The sequence below is a fragment of the Paenibacillus sp. IHB B 3415 genome, from assembly GCF_000802655.2.
Lineage (GTDB): Bacteria > Bacillota > Bacilli > Paenibacillales > Paenibacillaceae > Paenibacillus_AQ > Paenibacillus_AQ phytohabitans.
Genome location: NZ_JUEI01000004.1, coordinates 1 through 20,063, shown reverse-complemented (window position 1 = coordinate 20,063; position 20,063 = coordinate 1). Strand labels below are relative to the sequence as shown.

General features: G+C 52.2%; 17 protein-coding genes. 13 read left to right on the top strand and 4 right to left on the bottom strand.

Translation table 11 applies throughout. From position 1 onward, the window contains the following. The first annotated feature begins 28 nt into the window (after positions 1–28). Genes QW71_RS02230 through QW71_RS02220 form a run of 3 tightly spaced genes read left to right on the top strand, consistent with a single transcriptional unit; the run spans position 29 to position 5,150 of the window. A complete protein-coding gene (locus QW71_RS02230) occupies positions 29–1,594 on the top strand; it encodes a response regulator (RefSeq protein ID WP_039292685.1) in 1,566 nt (521 codons plus the stop codon). Between the two features lies 1 nt (position 1,595). Beyond that, on the top strand, positions 1,596–3,314 hold the full coding sequence (locus tag QW71_RS02225) for a sensor histidine kinase (protein WP_039292682.1): 1,719 nt from the start codon (positions 1,596–1,598) through the stop codon (positions 3,312–3,314). 42 nt (positions 3,315–3,356) lie between these two features. Continuing rightward, a complete protein-coding gene (locus tag QW71_RS02220; protein WP_039292680.1) occupies positions 3,357–5,150 on the top strand; it encodes a glycoside hydrolase family 36 protein in 1,794 nt (597 codons plus the stop codon). 109 nt (positions 5,151–5,259) lie between these two features. Here the strand turns inward: QW71_RS02220 and QW71_RS02215 are convergent, their stop codons facing one another. After that, a complete protein-coding gene (locus QW71_RS02215; protein WP_039292678.1) occupies positions 5,260–6,135 on the bottom strand; it encodes a LysR family transcriptional regulator in 876 nt (291 codons plus the stop codon). 198 nt (positions 6,136–6,333) lie between these two features. Here QW71_RS02215 and QW71_RS02210 point away from each other — a divergent pair, with 198 nt between their 5' ends. After that, positions 6,334–7,422, top strand: coding sequence for a YeiH family protein (locus tag QW71_RS02210; RefSeq protein ID WP_039292676.1), 1,089 nt, complete (start codon positions 6,334–6,336; stop codon positions 7,420–7,422). Positions 7,423–7,459: 37 nt separating this feature from the next. Here QW71_RS02210 and QW71_RS02205 read toward each other — a convergent pair whose 3' ends face one another. Beyond that, positions 7,460–8,314, bottom strand: a complete 855-nt coding sequence (locus QW71_RS02205) for an SDR family oxidoreductase (RefSeq protein WP_039292674.1) — start codon at positions 8,312–8,314, stop codon at positions 7,460–7,462. Positions 8,315–8,452: 138 nt separating this feature from the next. Next, entirely contained in the window at positions 8,453–9,130 is a 678-nt protein-coding gene (locus tag QW71_RS02200) for a GntR family transcriptional regulator (protein WP_039292670.1), read from the bottom strand. 210 nt (positions 9,131–9,340) lie between these two features. Here QW71_RS02200 and uxaC point away from each other — a divergent pair, with 210 nt between their 5' ends. Then, a complete protein-coding gene (gene uxaC / locus QW71_RS02195) occupies positions 9,341–10,750 on the top strand; it encodes a glucuronate isomerase (RefSeq protein WP_039292667.1) in 1,410 nt (469 codons plus the stop codon). Positions 10,751–11,248: 498 nt separating this feature from the next. On the opposite strand, the gene QW71_RS02190 is transcribed toward uxaC, so the two are convergent. Beyond that, a complete protein-coding gene (locus tag QW71_RS02190) occupies positions 11,249–12,082 on the bottom strand; it encodes an AraC family transcriptional regulator (protein WP_306766016.1) in 834 nt (277 codons plus the stop codon). Between the two features lie 159 nt (positions 12,083–12,241). Here QW71_RS02190 and QW71_RS02185 point away from each other — a divergent pair, with 159 nt between their 5' ends. From QW71_RS02185 to QW71_RS02150, 8 genes are all read left to right on the top strand, one after another. Then, positions 12,242–13,405, top strand: a complete 1,164-nt coding sequence (locus tag QW71_RS02185) for a Gfo/Idh/MocA family protein (protein WP_039292663.1) — start codon at positions 12,242–12,244, stop codon at positions 13,403–13,405. Positions 13,406–13,475: 70 nt separating this feature from the next. Further along, complete coding sequence (locus QW71_RS02180; RefSeq protein WP_039292660.1) at positions 13,476–14,252, top strand: sugar phosphate isomerase/epimerase; 777 nt, start codon at positions 13,476–13,478, stop codon at positions 14,250–14,252. After that, on the top strand, positions 14,249–15,337 hold the full coding sequence (locus QW71_RS02175) for a Gfo/Idh/MocA family protein (protein WP_039292657.1): 1,089 nt from the start codon (positions 14,249–14,251) through the stop codon (positions 15,335–15,337). Before QW71_RS02180 ends, QW71_RS02175 begins: the two co-directional genes overlap by 4 nt. 38 nt (positions 15,338–15,375) lie before the next feature. Next, positions 15,376–16,401 (top strand): Gfo/Idh/MocA family protein, encoded by a 1,026-nt coding sequence (locus QW71_RS02170; RefSeq protein WP_039292654.1) that lies wholly within the window; start codon positions 15,376–15,378, stop codon positions 16,399–16,401. Between the two features lie 171 nt (positions 16,402–16,572). Continuing rightward, positions 16,573–17,154 carry a TetR/AcrR family transcriptional regulator gene (locus QW71_RS02165; protein WP_039292651.1) on the top strand — a complete coding sequence of 194 codons (582 nt, stop codon included), beginning with the start codon at positions 16,573–16,575 and terminating at the stop codon, positions 17,152–17,154. A 22-nt stretch (positions 17,155–17,176) separates the two neighbouring features. After that, on the top strand, positions 17,177–17,611 hold the full coding sequence (locus QW71_RS02160) for a GNAT family N-acetyltransferase (protein WP_039292648.1): 435 nt from the start codon (positions 17,177–17,179) through the stop codon (positions 17,609–17,611). A 95-nt stretch (positions 17,612–17,706) separates the two neighbouring features. Beyond that, a complete protein-coding gene (gene msrA, locus QW71_RS02155) occupies positions 17,707–18,219 on the top strand; it encodes a peptide-methionine (S)-S-oxide reductase MsrA (RefSeq protein WP_039292646.1) in 513 nt (170 codons plus the stop codon). A 344-nt stretch (positions 18,220–18,563) separates the two neighbouring features. Then, on the top strand, positions 18,564–19,922 hold the full coding sequence (locus QW71_RS02150) for a glycoside hydrolase family 64 protein (RefSeq protein WP_039292644.1): 1,359 nt from the start codon (positions 18,564–18,566) through the stop codon (positions 19,920–19,922). The last annotated feature ends 141 nt before the right edge of the window (positions 19,923–20,063 follow it).

Sequence of the window (20,063 nt, the reverse complement as noted above, 5' to 3'; positions counted from 1 at the left end):
AGCAAGCGGGTCCGAAGGAGGGGATGGAATGTATAAGGTGCTGCTGGTTGACGATGAGCTGCTGGATCTGAAGGGTCTGCAATACTTCATGAACTGGGAAGACATGGACATGGAAGTGTGTGCAGCTGCAAGCAGCGGCTTCGAGGCGCTTGAAGTGCTGGAAGCGCAGCAGGTGGATATTGTCGTCACGGATATCAAGATGCCGATTATGACCGGGATGGAGCTTGCCCGCAGAGCACTTGAGCTGAATCCGAAGCTGAAGATTGTTTTTGTCAGCGGCTATGAGGATTTCCAGTATGCCAAACAGGCCATTTCCATGAGTGCCTGCGGTTATGTTCTGAAGCCTGTGGACGATGAGGATATGCGGCGGACGTTGATTGATGTGAAGGAGGCCCTGAACAAGGAACGGGCGCATAGCCATCTGGAGCATTACTTCTCGGAGTCGGAACCCCTGCTGAAGCGTGAGCTGTTCATGCAGCTTCTCGACGGAACACCGGATGAGGACCGGGTATTGCCGCTGCTTCAGCGCATGGGGATTGCATGGCAAAGATCCCGCCTGTACACCGCTCTGCTGGAACCGGATGACCTGGCCTGGAAGCTGAACGGCTATAGTGAGGAGGTCAAAGCGGAAATAGAGCGGCAGCTGAGCCTGTCGGTTGAACAGTTCTGTGCGATGGAACGGATTCAGGTCTGCAGACTGGATCAGTTCCATTTTGCTCTAATCCTTGAAGAACGTGTAGACCATGGACGGCTAAGGGAATTCATTCATCATGCGGTCAGCGGAACTCCGCTGACAGTGACCATAGGAGCCGGACCGCTGGTGAACAGTCTGAAGGAGCTGCATTTCTCCTTCCAGCGGGCCAAGGAAGCCCTTGGATTGAAGCTGTTCCTGGGCAAAGGCAAACTGATACTGCACACGGATGCCAGAGGGCCGGTTACGGCTGAAGCCAAGGATCTTGACGATATTCTCCAGGCCTTGTTTCAGGCCATGTCCTCTTACCGGCTGGTTGCCATCGACGATTGTAATGAAGAGCTGTTCGTGTGGGTAGGGCATATGGAGACCAAGCTGGAGATCTATCAGCTGTTTCTGCATGTGGTGTCGAAGCTCGATGCTTATTTGCATACGATTAATGAGGACTTCTACGAGGTGCTCGGACTGGACCGGAAGCATCTGAGCATTCTCTATCATTTCGAGACTACCCAGGATATGAAATCCTGGCTGCGCCGCCGTATGTTCGAGCTGTCGGAGCATTTGCAGCGCAAACGGCAGGGCAAGAAACGCAAGCTCGTGCAGGAGATTCAAGCTTATATAGAGGAACGTCTGGAGCACAACGTGATGCTGCGGGATGCTGCCAATCATTTCTCCTTCTCGCCTAATCATCTGGGGCAGATTTTCTACGAAGAGAAGGGAATCTATTTCTCCGACTATGTCTCCTTAAGACGGCTGGAACGGGTGAAGCTGCTGCTTGGTGACCCGAAGCTTAAGGTTTATGAAGCTGCCCAGCGGGTCGGCTATAAGAATCTGTCGCATTTCAGCAAGCAATTCAAGGATTATTACGGAGTCAGCCCGGGCGACTACAGGAGACATCTGTAAGATGCGGCGCAGGCTAAGCATACCTTACGGATACAAGCTGATTCTGCCTTATGTGTTCTGCCTGCTGGTAGCTGTGGGTACGGTAGGCATGTTCGCTTACAGTCATTCCGTAAACTCGCTGAAACAGAAGACGAGGGAGAACATACAAGGCACACTGCAGCAAATGCGGGATAACATCACCTACCGTACGGATAATATTGAACGTATATCCAGCACTTTATACTACAATTTCAATCTGCAAAGTGCCCTGCGGCGCTATGATCAAGGCTGGTACAGCTATGAGACCATGACGAAGACCCTGATGCCTACGCTTGAGAATCTGCTCAATTACACGGCAGGCAATGTCGGACTGTCGCTGTATCTGGAGAATGAGTCCATTCCTGAACTATACTACAGCGAGATTGGACCCAATCCTCTGCTCTCGACCAAGCGGTATGAAATTTTTCATGTACAAAGAATACGGAAAGAGGAATGGTACCAGGCTCTTGTGATGCCGGAAGCCAAGGCCGGTACCGGACAATGGCGGCAGGTTCTGCGCGATGAGGCGAATGGAAATATCTCACTGATCCAGCGGCTGGATGATATTCAGAAGCAGCGGAGCATAGGTCTAATCCGGGTGACAGTTCAGATGCAGGATCTGCTGGATTCGGTGGATTACCGCAAGATCGGCGAATATGCCACCCTTGTGGTGACCGACCGCAGCGGCCGAATGGTGATGGAATCTTCGCCGGAGAATACGGAAGCCGCCAGCCTGCAATCTGCCGGTAACCTGCTGAAACTGAGTGAGCCGCTGGAAGGCATCGGCTGGGTGCTGCAGGCCTATATTCCGAACAGCCAGTTCGATGAGAGCGCAAACGAAGTGCGGAGAATGACACTGCTGGTCTGTCTGGCCAGTGCGCTGGTCCTGGCCTGTCTCGGCATCGGAGTATCCAGCTATTTCACCCGGCGGATTCAGAAGATCGTCGGATCGCTGAACGCTTTTCACGATGGAGACTTTCACAAAAGAATTAAGTATAAGGGCAATGACGAACTGGCACAGATTGCCGTAGCCTTCAACCGGATGGGCAGTAATATCGAAGAGCTGATTCACAAGAATTATGTCGCCAATCTTCAGAAAAAAGAAGCGGAGCTGGAATCGCTGCAGGCGCAGATCAATCCGCATTTCCTCTACAATACACTCTCCTCGATCAATCGTCTGGCCCAATTCGGAGATATTCAGAAGCTGCACACCCTCGTTCAGGAGCTGGCCAAGTTCTACCGTCTGTCTTTGAACCGGGGCGGAATTATCACAACCGTGGGCAATGAAATTGAGCATGCCAAGGCTTATATTGCCATTCAGGGCATCAAATACGGGGAGCGGATGTCGGTATATTACGATATTGACCCCGGGGTGCTGGAGTATGCGACGGTGAAGCTGATTCTGCAGCCGATGATTGAGAATGTGCTGGAGCATGCCTGGTTCGGCAGCACCATCGGAATCCGGCTGGTGGCGGAGAAGAGGGAGGACAGCATCATATTCAAGATTATAGACAATGGGGTGGGCATGAATGCGGATACCATCCGGCAGATTCTGTCCCCTGAGGGGACACGGATCGGCTACGGCATCCGTAATGTAGATTCCCGGATTAAGCTGCATGGAGGCAGTGAATACGGAGTGCTGATCGCCAGCCGTTCCGGAATCGGCACCTGTGTGCAGATTTCGATTCCCTGCCGGTTATAACCGTATAAGCAGTCAATCGGCTACAAAGGAGTTTGGACCGTATTGAAGACTATTCACACAGGAGATTACGAGATCCTTCTTGAAGGAAGCAGTCCGGACTTTCAATCTCAGCTTCATATGGAGCACGGAGTAGAGGGCGTTGCCTATGCCATCCTGACACTCAGTGCTCCTGTTCCGGCAACTCCCCCCCAGCTAACCCTTCGCTGGAGCTGCCAGGCCATTGATATTCAAGGAATGTGGCATCCGGCAGCGGAACGAAACAGGGGACTGGTTCCCGATTGGCGGGAGGGGTTCCTGTCCAGATCCACTTTCTCTGCACCGGTTGTCAGCCTGTATGGCAGCAGGGGGAACAATGCTCTGACCTTTGCCTGCTCAGACGTCTTGAATCCGCTGGAGCTGCGTGCGGGGCTGAATGAAGAAACGTCCAGCTTTCAATGTGCTGTAACGCTGTTCGCAGGCGATGTCTCTCCCATAACACATTATGAGCTCATCCTGCGGCTGGATTCCCGCAGCGTTCCTTACTATGAAGCACTGGACGCAGCGGGGAAATGGTGGGCAGGCTTGAAAGGGAGTGAGCCGTCCCCGGTTCCTGATACCGCAAGGGAGCCGGTGTATTCCACCTGGTACAGCTTCCATCAGCAGCTGAAGCCTGAGACCGTAGAGCTGGAGTGCAGACTCGCAGCTGAACTGGGCTGCGGCGCGGTAATTGTGGATGACGGCTGGCAGACGTCAGATGAAGCCCGGGGGTATGCGTATTGCGGAGACTGGAAGGCCAGCCCGGACAAAATAGCGGATATGCAGGCTCATGTAGCCCGTGTCCATGACCTTGGCATGAAATACCTCCTGTGGTATGCCGTGCCGCTCATCGGCAAGCATAGTGAAGCCTGGCTGCGCTTCAAGGATAAGTTACTCTACTATAGTGAGAGCTTCGGAGCAGGCGTGGCAGACCCCCGTTATCCGGAAGTCCGGGAATATATAATTTCCTTATATGAGCAGGCATTGCTGGATTGGGATCTGGACGGCTTCAAGCTCGACTTCGTGGATAGCTTCTATACGGCCCGGGAGGCTGAGGGCCAGAAGGATGAAGACTGGGGCAGCCGGGATACAGGCTCGGTTCCGGAAGCCGTCGATCTGTTGTTAAGCGGAGTCCTCTCCCGCTTGCGGCAGCTGAAGCCGGATATTATGATCGAATTCCGCCAGAATTATACCGGACCGCTGATGCGCAAATACGGCAATATGTTCCGGGCAGCAGATTGTCCGAACGATGCCCTGCAGAACCGGATGCATACAATCGATATCCGGCTGATCTGCGGGGATACCGCGGCACATGCCGATATGCTGATGTGGAATCCGGAGGAACAGGTCGAGGCAGCGGCATTGCAGTTCATTAACATTCTGTTCGCTGTGCCGCAGATATCCGTCCGGCTGGATACTCTGCCAGAGCCGCATAAGGCTATGCTGGGCTTCTGGCTAAGCTTCTGGCGCGGGCATCGGGATGTATTGCTGGACGGCATATTGGAGCCGGTGAGTCCCGAGCTGCTGTATCCGCTTGTCATCGCCCGGACCGCACAGAAGTGGGTGTTTGCCGCTTATCATGATACAGTGATCCCTTTAGCAGGGGATTTGCCCGGGCTGGTTCTGGTAATCAACGGGACGCTGAACCCGCGCCTGGTACTGGAGCTGGACCGCGATCCGGGTCTGCTGCTCGTGAATATCCGCGACTGCCGGGGAACTGTTATTGCGGATCACAGGCTGGTGCGGGAGAAAGGTGTGCATGCTCTGGAGGTTCCGCCGGCAGGGGTAATCATGATTCGGCCTGCCAGAATAGCTGAATAATTGATCTTACAAGACGCCCGGTCCCCCACACGTATACCAGTGGAGGACCGGGCGTCTTGAAGCTGTTCTGTTCTGGCTTCTGCTGGCTGATTAACTGGAGCAGAGTAAATCAATCCAGCAGCTTCCCGATAAAGACCCGCATAGCCAGTGTATCTGGAGCATTCTTCTGCCGGATGATCCGGAAATCCCGTTCAGTCAGTGTATGCCTGATTCTTAGTTCACTTAATTCGCCGCTGGCCAGCTCTTTGCGTACAATCCATCTGGACAGCAGGGACAGTCCAAGTCCGGCACTGACCGCTTCCTTGACACCCTGGCTGCTGTTGAATACGTAGGAGCGTTTGACCTGAATACCTGATTCCTGCAAAAAACGGTCGCTGAAAGCCCGGGTGCCGGAACCCGGTTCCCGCAGCACCCAGACTTCATTACGCAGCATCTGGTCCTCTACAGCGAGTTCACTGCTTAGCGGGTGAGCGGAGGGTGCGACCAGAATCATCTTGTCCTTCATATACGGGATGATGGACAGATCGGAGCCCGACGTTTCACCTTCGATGAAGCCGATATCCAGCCGGTTAGACCGGACCGCAGCAATAATCTCTTCCGTATTTCCAATGGTGACTTGTAGACTGACCAGCGGATATTGTCTGGCGAAATCAGCCAGCCTTGCTGGCAGCACATATTCCCCTATCGTGAAGCTTGCTCCGATCTGCAGAGTGCCGGTCACCTCGTCCTGCAGCAGCCGGATCTCCCGGCCAGCCTCTTCATAATGTGCGAGCATCTGTTTCGCGTGTCTGTAGAGAATGGCTCCGGCTTCAGTAAGACGCACTTGCTTGGGGGAACGGTGCAGCAGCTTCACTGCGAATTCGTTCTCCAGATTGCGGATATGCAGGCTGACCCCGGGCTGGGAGAGGTTGAGCAGCTCGCCCGCCTTAGAGAAATGCTGCTGCTCTACTACAGTGACGAAAACGCGGAGCGCATCAGTAATCATAATAATCCCTCATTTATTGAAGATGAATGTAGCGGTATTTGCGATTTTTCACTATTTTAACATAGTGAATTCGCCTAAGCATAAGTATTTGTAATGATTGAAATAGCAAACCTGTATTTCACATTCCGTAAGCATGCTTATATAGTAAAGCTATAAAAGCGGCGTTATAACGAAGTAGTGAATGGGGCGCGGGTACGGATGAATGGAAGCGGAAGTTACAGATTGCAGCGGAGTAATCATAGATATGTCTACTTTGCCAGCGGGATTGTTGTTACACTCACACTGGCGGTTGCGGCGAAATATTTAGCCTTGCTGCCGGTCCTCGGCATTATGGGCCAGCTGGTGCTGGCCATTCTGCTGGGGATTGGCCTCAGAGCAGTAGCCGGTGTTCCGGAGCAGGCCATGGCAGGCGTACGGTTCTCGGGCAAAAGACTGCTCAGAGCAGGAATCATTCTGCTGGGGATGAGACTGAATCTGGGGGATATCGTACAGGCGGGTCCAAAGGTGGCCGGGATTGCAGCTATTAACCTGGTGTTCACGCTGTTCACTGTGTATGGTTTGGCGCGTTGGCTGAAGATGGACAGAAGACTGGGGCTGCTGACTGCGTGCGGAACAGCCATCTGCGGCGCAGCAGCAGTAGCTGCCATTGCCCCGCAGATCAAAGCGACAGACAACGAGACGGCAGTAGGAGCGGCAACAGTGGCGATTCTGGGAACTGTTTTTACACTTGTATATACGATTCTATATCCATATATGGGCTTAAGTGCTTCGGGGTACGGAATCTTCGCAGGAGCAACCCTGCATGAGGTGGCACATGTCATCGCTGCAGCCGTACCTGCCGGGCAGCAAGGCTCCGATCTGGCAGTACTGGTGAAGCTGACGCGGGTAGCAATGCTGGTACCGGTCGCTCTGATTCTGGGCCTGATAGAAGGCCGCAGGGAGCGGAAGCTACACCGCCGCATGAAACTATCTGATGGAGCAGAAGGATATGCCGCCGAAATGGAAGGAAACCGGGAGCGCAAGAAGCTCCCGGTCCCCTGGTTTATTGCAGGCTTTCTGTTGATGAGCGGCATTAATACACTTGAGGTCATCCCTCAGCAGCTTGCGTCAGACATGATCACGCTTGCCTATCTGCTGCTGGCCATGGCGATGGCGGGACTTGGACTCGGGATAGACCTCAAGACCTTCAGCAGTATGGGGCGTAAGCCGGTAATCGCCGGATTCATAGGTTCGGTATTCATGTCGCTGCTCGGATTTGGGCTGGTACATTGGTTGGGATTATCTTAGTCCAGTGGAACGGAACACATCACATCATAGATCACGCTCAAACCCCTGAGTAAGCCATGAATCCGCCGTCCACAGGCACGGTGATTCCGGTGACGAACCCCGACATTTGCTCATCTGCCAGCCAGAGCAGGGTGCCGAGCAGATCCTTGGGCGTACCGAAACGGCGCATCGGGGTTTGGGAGATGATTTTGCGGGAACGTTCTGTCAGCTCTCCATTACTGTCCACAAGCAGCTGTTCATTCTGAGCGGTTACGAAGAAGCCCGGGGCTATAGCGTTAACCCGTATTCCCGCATCTGCCAGATGGACGGCCAGCCATTGCGTGAAGTTGTTAATCCCCGCCTTGGCAGCACTGTATGCCGGAACTTTGGTCATCGGGGAAGCGGCACTCATAGAGGAAATGTTGATGACAGATGTTCCGGTGCGCCCGAGCATCTGCTTGGCGAAGATCTGGGTCGGAATTAACGTTCCGGTCATATTTAAATCTAGGACATTGCGGAACCCGCTTACAGACAGATCGAAGAAGGAGACGATATCCGGGTTCTCCAGGTCTCCGTCCGCGAAGGTCTCATGAGTCGTAATTGCCGAAGGCTGATTACCGCCGGCTCCGTTAATTAATAAATCACAAGGCCCCCAGTGCTGCAGAAGTTCATCGGCCGCCTGCTGCACATTGTTGGAATCCATAACATCACAGGCCAGGGAAAGTGCTTGGCCTCCGGCTGCGGTTATCTGCGCAGCCAGAGCGGCGCCTTTGTCCGCAGTGCGGTTCAGAATGGCGACCTTGGCGCCTTGACGGGCTAATTCCAGGGCCATCACGCTGCAAAGTGCGCCGGCTCCTCCGGTAATCACGGTGATTTTGCCTGCCAGTTGAGGCTGTAGTGCCAACTCAGACATAAGTATCCAACCCTTCTCTAATGTAAGTATGTTCCTAAGTAGGACTAAGTCTGTTTACTATCGGGCATCATTACCCGCCGGGCGGGGCTTCTATTCAGTTCTCTCGGATTCCTTGTTAAATGGACGGCAAAGCCGTTTCTACTTGTAGTACTGCGGATATTTCTCCATCAGCATCTCCTGATCGGCAATGGTTAATGCCATATGCTCCTGCATCATATGATCACCCTGCGAAACATCATGTGTCTGAATCGCTTCATAGAGGCAATAATGCTGCTGATACAGATGCTCCCAATTATGATCTGCCGTAAGCTTAAGCATCCGGCTGCGGTTCAGATGGACCTTGATCTGCTGGACTACTTCCCAGGTATTCTTCTTGCTGCAGCCTGTAAAGATCAGATGATGAAATTCTTCATCCAGCATGAACATTTCCTTATAGTCCTGATCTTCAATGCAGAGTCTCTGTTTATCCAGATTCGCCTTGAGATCTATAAGATGTTTGGCCTGAAAAGAGCTGCAGGCCTCACGCATAACCGCCCGCTCCAGATGCTCACGCATGAAGCGGGCTTCTTCGACGAGTCCGGAATCAATAAGAGAGACAACCGTTCCGCGCTGGGGATAGACATCGAGCAGGCCCTCTTGGGCCAGCCGGACGAAGCTCTCTCTGACGGGAGTTCGGCTAACATTGAATTTAAGTGAAATCTCCTTCTCCGAGATGCTGGTGCCGGGAGGCAGCTCCAACAGCAAAATCTGATTCTTCAAAGAACGATACACGATGTCCCGTGTGGAAACCGCTTGTGTACCGATAATGTATTCCATCGCGTAGCCCTCCTGTTAAGTTGTTCAGAAGCACTACCATACTACCATACAAGTATGGTAGTATGGTAGTGCAAACAGGCAGAAACGGCTAATACCGTCCTTACCAGGACAAATTTCCGCTTCTGCGGAAAAGATAAGAACGTTATATTGCGAGTAGCTTATACATTCTTATCTTCTAAAATACGGTATGACGAAAGGCTGGAGAACACATTGAGTACCTCACCTTTTATTCATGAAGATTGGCTGCTCCTCAACAAAAGTGCGCAAACCCTGTACCATGACTATGCCCAAAAAATGCCGATCTACGATTTCCACAGTCATCTGAATCCTCAGGAGATCAGCAGCAACCGCAAGTTCCGCAATATCGCCGATCTGGCGTTATCCGGGGACCATTACAAGTGGCGTGCGCTGCGCTGGCTCGGCATCGATGAACAGCTGATTACCGGGAACGCTCCGGACAAAGACAAATTTATGGTCTGGGCGCGTTCAGTACCCGAGATGCTGGGCAATCCGCTGTACCATTGGACACATCTGGAGCTGAAGCGCTACTTCGGCATCGATGAGCTGCTCTCGGCCGATAATGCGGAGAGCGTCTGGGACCGCTGTAATGAACAGCTGCAAGGAGACGGCATGACTACACAGGGCATCCTTAAGAAGCAGAATGTTGACGTCGTCTGCACAACGGATGATCCGGCTGATTCCTTGGAGCATCACATTCTTATTAAGAATGACAGTGCACTGGAGACCGTGGTTGCTCCAACCTTCAGACCGGACCGGGTGCTGAATATCCGCGATGAAGGTTTTGCCGGCTATGTTGCCACGCTCAGTGAAGCCAGCGGACTGGAAGTTCACTGTTATTCCGAATTCATGAAGGCTGTGACTTCGCGGATCGATTATTTCCACAAGCATGGCTGCCGCCTGTCGGATCAGGCCTTCGGTGAGCTTCCGCATGCACATTCGACGGAACATGAAGCAGCTTACATATTTGCCCGTGCCTTCAAAGGCGAGGAGATCAGCGCCCAGGAGGAACAGAAGTTCCAGAGCTACACACTGCTCAAATTAGGCCGGCTGTATCACGAGCGGGGCTGGAGCATGCAGCTGCATATCGGGGCGCTCCGCAATAACAACTCACGGATGTTCGATGCGCTTGGCAAGGACAGCGGGTTCGATTCCATTCTGGACTTCAATATGGCCCGCAGCCTGAACGCCTTGCTGAATGATCTGGACGCCAGCGGACAGCTTCCGAAGACCATTGTGTATACGCTGAATCCGTCACAGTACGAGATGATTGCAACATCGATCGGTAATTTCCAGGGCTCGGGGATCAAAGGCAAAGTGCAGATGGGCTCAGGCTGGTGGTTCCATGATCAGAAGGAAGGCATGCTGCAGCAATTGAAGGCGCTCTCCAGCATCGGCCTGATCAGTCCATTCGTCGGCATGCTGACCGACTCCAGAAGCTTCCTCTCCTTCACGCGTCATGAATACTTCCGCCGGATTCTCTGCAACCTGTTCGGCACATGGATTGAAGAGGGCGATCTGCCGCGTGATTATGCTTTTGTAGGCAGGACGATTGAGAATATTTGTTACAACAATGCCGAGGCTTATTTCGGGATAAAATAGTATGTAGTTACAAAAAGGAACAGTCTCATCAACCATTATATGGCTTGGGATTGTTCCTTTTTTTGTGTGCGCACATGTTCTGGTGATTTAAACTCGTGAAAACCAATTTGGCAATTCACTTGCTGCGTGGTTGCAGTGACCGGATTAAGGTATGTCCTCATAGGTCCCGCAATTCTTAATTGCACTTTGTACAACTAAATCGCCTGATTTACAACCGGTCATCCGTTTAGTTGTATTTCGTACAATTAAATTATCGGTTGTAGATGGTTTTCACCGTTCCGGGCAGATTTAGTTGTACAGACTACAGTTATTGGATGCAAGTATACCTTTTCGCTGTTTTTAATTGCACAATATACAACTATTAATGAAATCATCAAGTATGGATTTTGAATGATTCTCTGTAACTTTTTCCGCTTAAACAGCGACCCAAACAAAGGTCCGTTCGCGGAGCGTCCACCCAAGGACTGCGTAAATCTTAATCCAACTAACAAATCCCCCCTACTTCGTACTACTCCGGTAAGCAGAAGGAGAAACGCCAGTAGTCTTCTTGAATACCTTGGAGAAATGAGCAAGCTCCATGCCGACCTGCTCGGCGATATTGGAGATGCTGAAATCGGTGTAGGAGAGCTGTCTTTTGGCGAGCTCCATCCGTTTCAGCTGAACGAACTGCATCGGGGGAACGCCGATGAATTTCTTGAAATAGGGAATGAAATAGTTCGGATGCAGATGGACGAGCTCCGCCAGCTCTTCCACATCAAGCGGACGCATCAGGCGCTGGTCAATGTAAGTCAGCACATTGGCAAGCTTCCCCTGATCGCTGGTATGTGTCAGGTCATCCAGGAAATTGCTGTAGCCTCCCGATTCCAGACATAGCGCCAATAGCGTGAGCAGCGAAGCCTGAGTCCGCAGAGTCGCCAGAAAGCCGGTATCCTGAAACAAATCAATCATTTCCGTGAAAATCGCCCTTACCGCATCCGGATCCGGCACATCGCTGATATAGAGCTTATTGGCAGAATGAAACAGCGGCCATTCCCCGATCTGCGCATCGAAATGGCAATAATACCGCGTATAAGGATCATTGGGCGAGGTGTCCGTGGTCTGGGTAGACCCCGCCGGCATGATCATTAATTGCCCGGGCTTGGGATAATAGGCCACGCCGTTGATGATCACTTTGCCTTCGCCGGAATCAATATAGTACAGCCGGTTGAAGGAAGGGGTCTCGTTTGTCCTATTCCATCCGGGGTATCTGCTGGTTAACTGGGCATGCGTAACGGTAACGGTCAGATTCTGAAGCAGGCGTCCGGTCAGATTTCCGCTAGCATTCATATTCATAGGTTTAGCTCCTTTACAACGCTCATAAACTCATTATACCGCTTTCATTTATCTAATACATCTTATTTATATACAAAAATACCTTAATTACAGTCATGTTCAGCGGGGGCGATTAAGGTTATCCTCATATCATAAACTGTAATAGGAAGTGATTGGGAGATGGAAAAGGTACGATTTGGCATTATCGGAGTAGGCAATATGGGGCGAGCGCATGCGCAGAGCCTGCTGAGTGATATTAAGGGAGCCGAGCTGGCAGCCGTATGTGACACCAGCCCGGAAAGGCTGGACTGGGCGGAAGAGCATTTGCCGGATAGCGTGCAGCGGTTCCTGTCACCGGAAGAGCTGTTCAAGTCCGGTGCCATCGATGCTGTGCTGATTGCTACACCGCATTATGACCACCCGCCGCTCGCGGTTGAGGCACTGGGTTACGGGCTGCATGTTCTGATAGAGAAGCCCGCAGGCGTGTACACCAAAGCTGTTCAGGAGATGAACGACGCTGCTGCGAAGTCTGACCGCAAGTTCGGCATTATGTACAACCAGCGGACCAACCCGCTTTACCAGAAGCTGAGAGAGCTGATCAAGTCAGGGGAGCTGGGGGAAATCCGGCGGACGAACTGGATTATCACCAATTGGTACCGCTCTCAGAGTTACTATGACTCCGGCGGCTGGCGGGCGACCTGGGGCGGAGAAGGCGGCGGTGTACTGCTTAACCAGGACCCGCATCAGCTGGATCTCTGGCAGTGGACGACCGGAATGATGCCGAAGAGGGTACGGGCTTTTTGCCACTTCGGGAAGTACCGCAACATTGAGGTGGAGGATGATGTGACTGCCTATGTGGAATACGAGAACGGCGCAACGGGGCTGTTCATCACCACCACAGGGGAAGCGCCGGGTACTAACCGGTTCGAGATTACAGGCGACAACGGTAAAATCGTAATTGAAGACGGGAAGCTGACGTTCTTCCGCCTGCGCACACCGGAGCCGCAATTCAATGCTGAATTTACCGGAGGATTCGGAGCACCCGAGTGCTGGAAATGCGAGATTCCGGTTGCACCTGGTGATGGAGATCAGCATAAAGGCATTATGCGAAATTTCACCAATGCCATTCTTCATGACGAGCCGCTTCTGGCGCCTGGCGAAGAGGGGATTCACGGATTGACTCTTTCCAATGCGATGTACCTGTCAGCGTGGACCGACAACTGGGTGGACCTGCCGATCGACAGCGACCTGTTCCACGAGAAGCTGATGGTGCAGGTGCAGAACTCTACTTTTCAAAAGGCACCCGTCAGCCAGAAAGCCCTGGATGTATCGGGAACCCACTAGCATCACTCTTTAATCTGCAGGTATAGCATCATCTAACCAATTCAAACTAATCTAGGAGTGGATGAATGAAATGGAGCGTTCAACGATTGCCGCACAAATGTATACCTTACGTGAATTTACCCAGACCCCGGAGGGGTTAAGAGAAAGTCTGCGGAAGGTGAGTGAAATTGGCTACCAGGCCGTGCAGATCTCGGGGATTGGTCCCATTGACCCACAGCTGGTGAAGGAGTATGCGGATGAATACGGCTTGAAAATATGTGCAACGCATGTCCCCTGGAACCGGCTGGTGAATGATCTGGATGCGCTCGCAGCTGAACATAAGCTCTGGAACTGCAAGTACATCGGCCTTGGCGCACTGCCGGCAGAATATCAGACCAGCCAGGAAGGCTACCGCACCTTTGCCAAGCTGGCTTCCGGAATTGCGCGTACGCTGAAGGAGCAGTATGGCCTGCAATTTGTCTATCATAATCATGATTTTGAATTTGAACGGTTCGAAGGCATGACTGGTATGGAAATTCTGCTGCGGGAAAGTGATCCGGAGGTTTTCGGTTTTGAGCTCGATCTGTACTGGGTTCAGGCTGGTGGCGGCGATCCTGTAGAGTGGATTCATAAAGTGAAGGGCAGAATGCAGGCGGTGCATTTCAAAGATATGACGATTCTGTCGCGCAAACCGGTTTTTGCCGAAATCGGCCAGGGGAACATGAATTACGGAGCGATTATTGAAGCCTGCCGCAAGACAGGGGTGGAATGGCATATCGTGGAGCAGGATGTGTGCCAGCGTGATCCGTTTGAGAGCCTGGAGATTAGTCTGAACTATCTGCACGCCAAGCTGGAGGTTGAAGCATGAGCCGCAAGGATGGAATGATGTATGCCCCGGTACATGAGGCCAAGCCTGTTGTGGGCCCGGGTGAATTCGTAATTGCTGCACTGGCGCTGGATCACGGGCATATCTACGGGATGTGCAACGGGCTTGTGGAAGCGGGAGCACAGCTGAAATGGGTATACGATCCTGACCCCGAGAAGGTAAAAGTGTTCCAGAACACCTATCCCGGCGTCCGGGCCGCACGTTCGGCTGAAGAGATTCTGGAAGATCCTGAAGTCCGGCTCGTAGCGGCGGCGGCGGTCCCTTCGGAACGGGGTCCGCTGGGTCTGCGCGTCATGGCGCACGGGAAGGATTATTTCACGGACAAAACACCGTTCACCTCGCTGGATCAGCTGGCAGCAGCACGGACTCAGGCGGAACAGACGAAGCAGAAATACATGACTTATTTCAGTGAAAGACTGCATGTGGAGAGTGCTGTGTATGCAGGTCAGCTTGTGCAAATGGGGGCAATCGGCCGTGTTCTCCAGGTCATTGGAATGGGACCTCACCGGTTAAATGCGCCAAGCCGTCCGGACTGGTTCTTCCAGCGCGATAAATACGGCGGCATTCTCTGTGATATTGGCAGCCACCAGATTGAACAGTTCCTGTTCTACGCCGGTTGCCGCGATGCCAAGGTTTTGCACAGTAAGGTAGCCAATTATAACAATCCGGCTTACCCGGAGCTGGAGGATTTCGGTGATGCAACGCTAGTGGGCGATAACGGGGCGACCCAATATTTTCGCGTGGACTGGTTCACTCCGGAGGGGTTAGGGACCTGGGGCGATGGACGGACGATCATTATGGGCACCGAAGGGTATATCGAGCTGCGTAAATACAGCGATATTGGCCGCTCCAGCACCCCTGACCATGTCTACTATGTGGACCGTGAAGGAGAGCATTATGAGCATGTAGCAGGTAAAATCGGCTTTCCGTTCTTTGGCGAGCTAATCCTGGACTGCCTGCAGCGTACAGAAAATGCCATGACCCAGGAGCATGCCTTCAAGGCTGCTGAACTATGCCTGGAGGCGCAGCGGCAAGCGCTCAATCTGACCCCGGATACTCTCAAATAGTTGTATAACAGCTACCACAAGAATGGAAGGTGTATAAGATGAACACCATTGGAGCAGCGATTATCGGCTGCGGTGCGATTGCTCCGCTGCATGCCAGGGCTATTGCTTCCATAGAGGATGCACGGCTGCTGGCCGTGGCAGACAGTGATCCCGTTCAGGCAGCACAATCCGCACAGGATTACGGGTGTGAGGGCCTGAAGGATTACAAGCAGCTTCTGGAGCGGGCAGATATCGGAATTGTCCATTTGTGCACGCCCCATCATCTGCATGCAGGGATGGCGGTTGAACTGCTGAAGGCCGGCAAACATGTATTAACCGAGAAGCCGATAGCGCTGGATGTACCTTCAGCCCGGTTAATGCAGGCAGCAGCGGATCAAGCGGAGGGGCAACTCGGTGTAGTCTTCCAGAACCGTTACAATGACCCTTCGGTACGGATCAAGACGATGATAGATTCCGGCGAACTGGGAGCCCTTATTTGTATGAAGGGGGTGGTTACCTGGACCCGGAGTGAAGATTATTACAAGAATAGCAGCTGGAGAGGCCGCTGGGCTACTGAAGGCGGAGGTGTGCTCATCAACCAGACTATTCATACTCTGGATCTGCTGCAATGGTTCGGCGGTGAAATCTCTTCCGTGAAGGGCAGTGTCACCACTGATGTGCTGAATGATATCATTGAGGTGGAGGATAGTGCACATGCCTGCATCAGCTTCAAGAATAAGGTGCGCGGACTCTTTTACGGAACCAATGCTTATGGGGTGAATTCTCCCGTTGAACTGGAGCTGGTCTTCGAGCAGGGAACGCTGCTGCAGCGCCGGGATTGCCTGTATCTGTTGAAGGACGGGCAAGAAACGCTGCTCAGCGAACCGGCAACTGGCAGCACCGGAGGTAAATCGTATTGGGGGACCGGACATTCACGGTTAATTCATGATTTCTATGCCCACACCCGTGACGGCCGTAAGTTCTGGATTGACGCTGCAGAGGGCATTAAGGCGCTGGAGCTGATCGATGGAATCTACAAGTCCTCGGCGAGCAGAAATCCGCTGAGCGCAGGACAGTATGTGTAGTACTGAACATGAGTGAGATCATACATTCTTGATAGCCAGGGAGAAAGGATCACGTGCTGTGATCCTTTTTTTGGCGTGCTGTAACGGGAATACAAGGCAGGTAACCACCCGATTGACAAATTATAATCTGCATGTGATAATTACCTGACGATCGTCAGGGGGGCTGGAGAGATGACTGCTAACGCGATACTGCAGGCTGCATGTTCACAATTCGCCGAGAAGGGCTTTGAAGGAGCTTCGTTGGCCGGGATTGCCCAGGCGGTAGGGATTAAGAAGCAATCCATTGCTACCTATTTTCCCAAAAAAGAAGATTTGTTCATGGCCGCCTTTGGCGAAATGGCCCGGCATTACTATGAATTTCTTGAACAGCTGTATAAGGGCCTCAGTGATACACCTATAGAGATGAAGCTGCGTGAGATTATGTATAAGAACTATTATTACAAAGTGGAGCACCCGGTATTGACCGCATTCTATAAAATGGCCGTGCAATTTCCTCCTCCTTTCTTCCAGAACTTGCTGAAAGCGCAGATTGCGGGGATGGAGCAGCGTTCCGCTGTGTTGTACCGGGCGATTTTTGAGGAAGGCATGAATACGGGGATCATACGGCAGCAGCGGGCAGACAGTCTGCTCTCGGCTTATTACTGTTTGCTTGACGGGATCGCCATGCAGATGTTTTTTTACAAGCAAGCGGAATTTGAACAGCGCCTGGAGGACATCTGGGGGATTTTCTGGGTGGGCATTAAGCAATCTTAACCGGAGCGGGAGGCAGGATGATATGCGTGTAGACAAGGTTACGAATGAAGCAGGATTACAAGAGGCCTTCCGGATCAGACGTGAAGTGTTTGTGGAGGAGCAGGGCGTACCGCTGGCTGATGAATTTGATCAATATGAGAGCCAGGCAGAGCATATATTGGTGTTTCATGAGGCGGAGGAGGCTCCAGTAGGGACAGCCAGATTGCGGGTTGTGGACGGATGGGCCAAGCTGGAGCGGATTTGTCTGCTGGCTCCGTACCGCCGAAGCGGGCTGGGGTCCGTAATTATCGGCACACTGGAGGCCATGGCTGCAGAGAAGGGACTCCGGCAAGCCAAGCTGCATGGCCAGAAGCAGGCCGAAGGCTTTTATCAGAAGCTGGGGTATGAGACTTCCTCGCCTGTCTTTATGGAGGATGGAATTCCCCACGTCATTATGGTCAAAAGCCTGCAGGTCTAATCTCTCAAATTGACTTTATGACCAGCAGGCCTTATCTTCATTACATGTGATAATGTATGAATTGCAGATGAGAGACAGGGAGAGGGATTAAGCTTATGGAACAGGCAATGTTTGCCGGGGGCTGCTTCTGGTGCATGGTTACACCGTTTGAAGAGCTTCCAGGAATTCACGGAATCGTATCAGGGTACGCCGGAGGCACGGTAGAGAATCCTACATACGAACAGGTCAAGACAGGGACAACCGGTCACTATGAGGTGGTTCAGATTACGTTTGATCCGGCACTTTTCCCCTACGAGAGACTGCTGGAGCTGTTCTGGCCGCAGATTGATCCGACGGATGACGGCGGACAGTTTCAGGATCGCGGAACACAGTACCGGACAGCGGTATTCTACTATAATGAAGAGCAGCGGCTGGCGGCTTTGGCTTCCCGGGAGCAAGTGGCGGTCAGCGGCAGATTTGAGCTTCCTGTGGTGACGGAGATTCTGCCTGCACCCCATTTCTATCCGGCTGAGGACTATCATCAGGACTATCACAAGAAGAATCCGAAGCATTATAAAGAGGACCGTGAGCAATCCGGACGGGATACCTTTATTTCGCAGCACTGGTAAAAGCGGATAGGGGAATTAGTTTTAAGAAAGCCTTTAATCACCTGGCATCTGGGGATTGAGGGCTTTTTGCTATTTTTGCAGCGCGGTAGTAATGAAACGGAAGAATTTAAGGCATAAAACCAAAAAATGGGAACCTAAATCCGAAATTTCGAGCCTACTAAATGGAGATTTGCCCTACTATAATCATATTTGTAAACGCATACAATTATACATGATTCTGGCTTTGATCCGGGGAATGGAGGAGGGTGGAGGCTTTCTGAAATGCTGAATGATCTGTCTGTAGCTTCCTATTGCCAAAGGTAATGATTACAGTAATACCACTATAATTCAGGAGGAATATTACGATGCCTAAAAAATGGCTAATGTCCATGCTTGCGTTCGTGCTTCTGCTCTCTTGCCTGCCTTTCTTTGGTTCCAAAGCTGCCGCCGCTGATTATACACAGGGAGTAGATTTGTCGGGAACTTCAGCGACGATCTGGTTCAAATCTACGGTAAGCACCAGTTGGGTCGATGTACATTATAAGGTCAATTCCGGAACGCAGCTCAATTACCGTACAACCTACAACAGCAGCAAGGCCCGCTATGAGCAGGTGGTCACAGGCGTTGCCAGCGGAACCGTTCTCACCTATTTCTTCACGTACAACAATGGAACACCGGCATATGATACCGGTTGGTTTACGTATACCGCCGGAACGGCGCCGACTACCCCGCCTGGGGGTTCCTCTGCTTCGATATATTCCATTGCTGCCTCTTCCATTCCCACCCCGCCGGGAGGTTCCGTGTCGGTGAAGGTCATGAACGGCACGGGCGGAGCCTATCCTGACAACCAGATATATTGGGGTGTGATCGGCATCAATCCGGCCAACGGCAAATGGAGTTATCTGGATCTGAGCGGGAATCTGCTCCCAATCTCAAATGCGCTGAATGATGCCTCCGGCCATCTGACCAAGAACGGGGTAAACTACGCCAATATTTATCATACGGTCAACCAGGCTTCCTGGGTAACGATGCCCAAAATCACCTCCGGCCGCATGTTCCTCAGTGTAGGCACGCCGCTGTACATCAAGACTTATGATGACGGCTTTGCCGGACCGGATATCGATAATCCAACCGATCCTAACCGTAATCTCTATTTCGATTTCGTTGAATTCACAGTGGATGCTACAGGCTATCACGGCAACACGACACGCGTAGATGCCTTCGGCTTCCCGATCCAGCACCGGCTGGTAGGCTTGTCGGGCGGCTATGATAAGACTGTAGGCGAGCTGGAATCGGAGACACGCGCCGGCATCTTCAGCAAATACCAGAATGAAGTGCCGTCCGCCTTCAAATCCCTTGCTACGGATCAGGCGCCTTACCGGATTATCGCTCCTGTCCATGGATCGTTTAAAGCCGGCGGGGCCAATGGCAATTATTTCGCAGGTTATTCCAGCTACAGCACCCAGGATATTCTCCGCAACGATGGCTCGCTTATTGATGCTGCCACCAGCGCTGCCATTAACCGCCATGTCTACACCTCCGGCAACTGGAACAATGTCGCGGACTATTACAAAGCGGCTCCAGCCAATTACTATGCGAAATTCTGGCATGATCACAGCATCAGCGGGCTGGCCTACGGCTTCCCTTATGATGATGTCAACGGCCAGGCGGCCTATCTCGAAGTCGGCGATCCCAAAGGCCTGATTATCCGCGTGGCCTGGTAGTAATCCGGTTTGATGTTTGATTAAGTTCACGATTGGACAAAGAGGCTGTCCCAAAAGCCATGTAATGGCTTCTGGGACGCCTCTTATTTTTGAGGCGTGCCCAGAGGCACGCATTATCTAGTTGGTGCAAGTCCAACCAAG

Bases quoted from the DNA above. Each gene is read 5' to 3' on its own strand.
- QW71_RS02230 (WP_039292685.1), top strand. From the start codon at position 29: ATGTATAAGGTGCTGCTGGTTGACGATGAGCTGCTGGATCTGAAGGGT.
- QW71_RS02225 (WP_039292682.1), top strand. From the start codon at position 1,596: ATGCGGCGCAGGCTAAGCATACCTTACGGATACAAGCTGATTCTGCCT.
- QW71_RS02215 (WP_039292678.1), bottom strand. From the start codon at position 6,135: ATGATTACTGATGCGCTCCGCGTTTTCGTCACTGTAGTAGAGCAGCAG.
- QW71_RS02210 (WP_039292676.1), top strand. From the start codon at position 6,334: ATGAATGGAAGCGGAAGTTACAGATTGCAGCGGAGTAATCATAGATAT.
- QW71_RS02205 (WP_039292674.1), bottom strand. From the start codon at position 8,314: ATGTCTGAGTTGGCACTACAGCCTCAACTGGCAGGCAAAATCACCGTG.
- QW71_RS02200 (WP_039292670.1), bottom strand. From the start codon at position 9,130: ATGGAATACATTATCGGTACACAAGCGGTTTCCACACGGGACATCGTG.
- QW71_RS02190 (WP_306766016.1), bottom strand. From the start codon at position 12,082: ATGAATATGAATGCTAGCGGAAATCTGACCGGACGCCTGCTTCAGAAT.
- QW71_RS02185 (WP_039292663.1), top strand. From the start codon at position 12,242: ATGGAAAAGGTACGATTTGGCATTATCGGAGTAGGCAATATGGGGCGA.
- QW71_RS02180 (WP_039292660.1), top strand. From the start codon at position 13,476: ATGGAGCGTTCAACGATTGCCGCACAAATGTATACCTTACGTGAATTT.
- QW71_RS02175 (WP_039292657.1), top strand. From the start codon at position 14,249: ATGAGCCGCAAGGATGGAATGATGTATGCCCCGGTACATGAGGCCAAG.
- QW71_RS02170 (WP_039292654.1), top strand. From the start codon at position 15,376: ATGAACACCATTGGAGCAGCGATTATCGGCTGCGGTGCGATTGCTCCG.
- QW71_RS02165 (WP_039292651.1), top strand. From the start codon at position 16,573: ATGACTGCTAACGCGATACTGCAGGCTGCATGTTCACAATTCGCCGAG.
- QW71_RS02160 (WP_039292648.1), top strand. From the start codon at position 17,177: ATGCGTGTAGACAAGGTTACGAATGAAGCAGGATTACAAGAGGCCTTC.
- msrA (WP_039292646.1), top strand. From the start codon at position 17,707: ATGGAACAGGCAATGTTTGCCGGGGGCTGCTTCTGGTGCATGGTTACA.
- QW71_RS02150 (WP_039292644.1), top strand. From the start codon at position 18,564: ATGCCTAAAAAATGGCTAATGTCCATGCTTGCGTTCGTGCTTCTGCTC.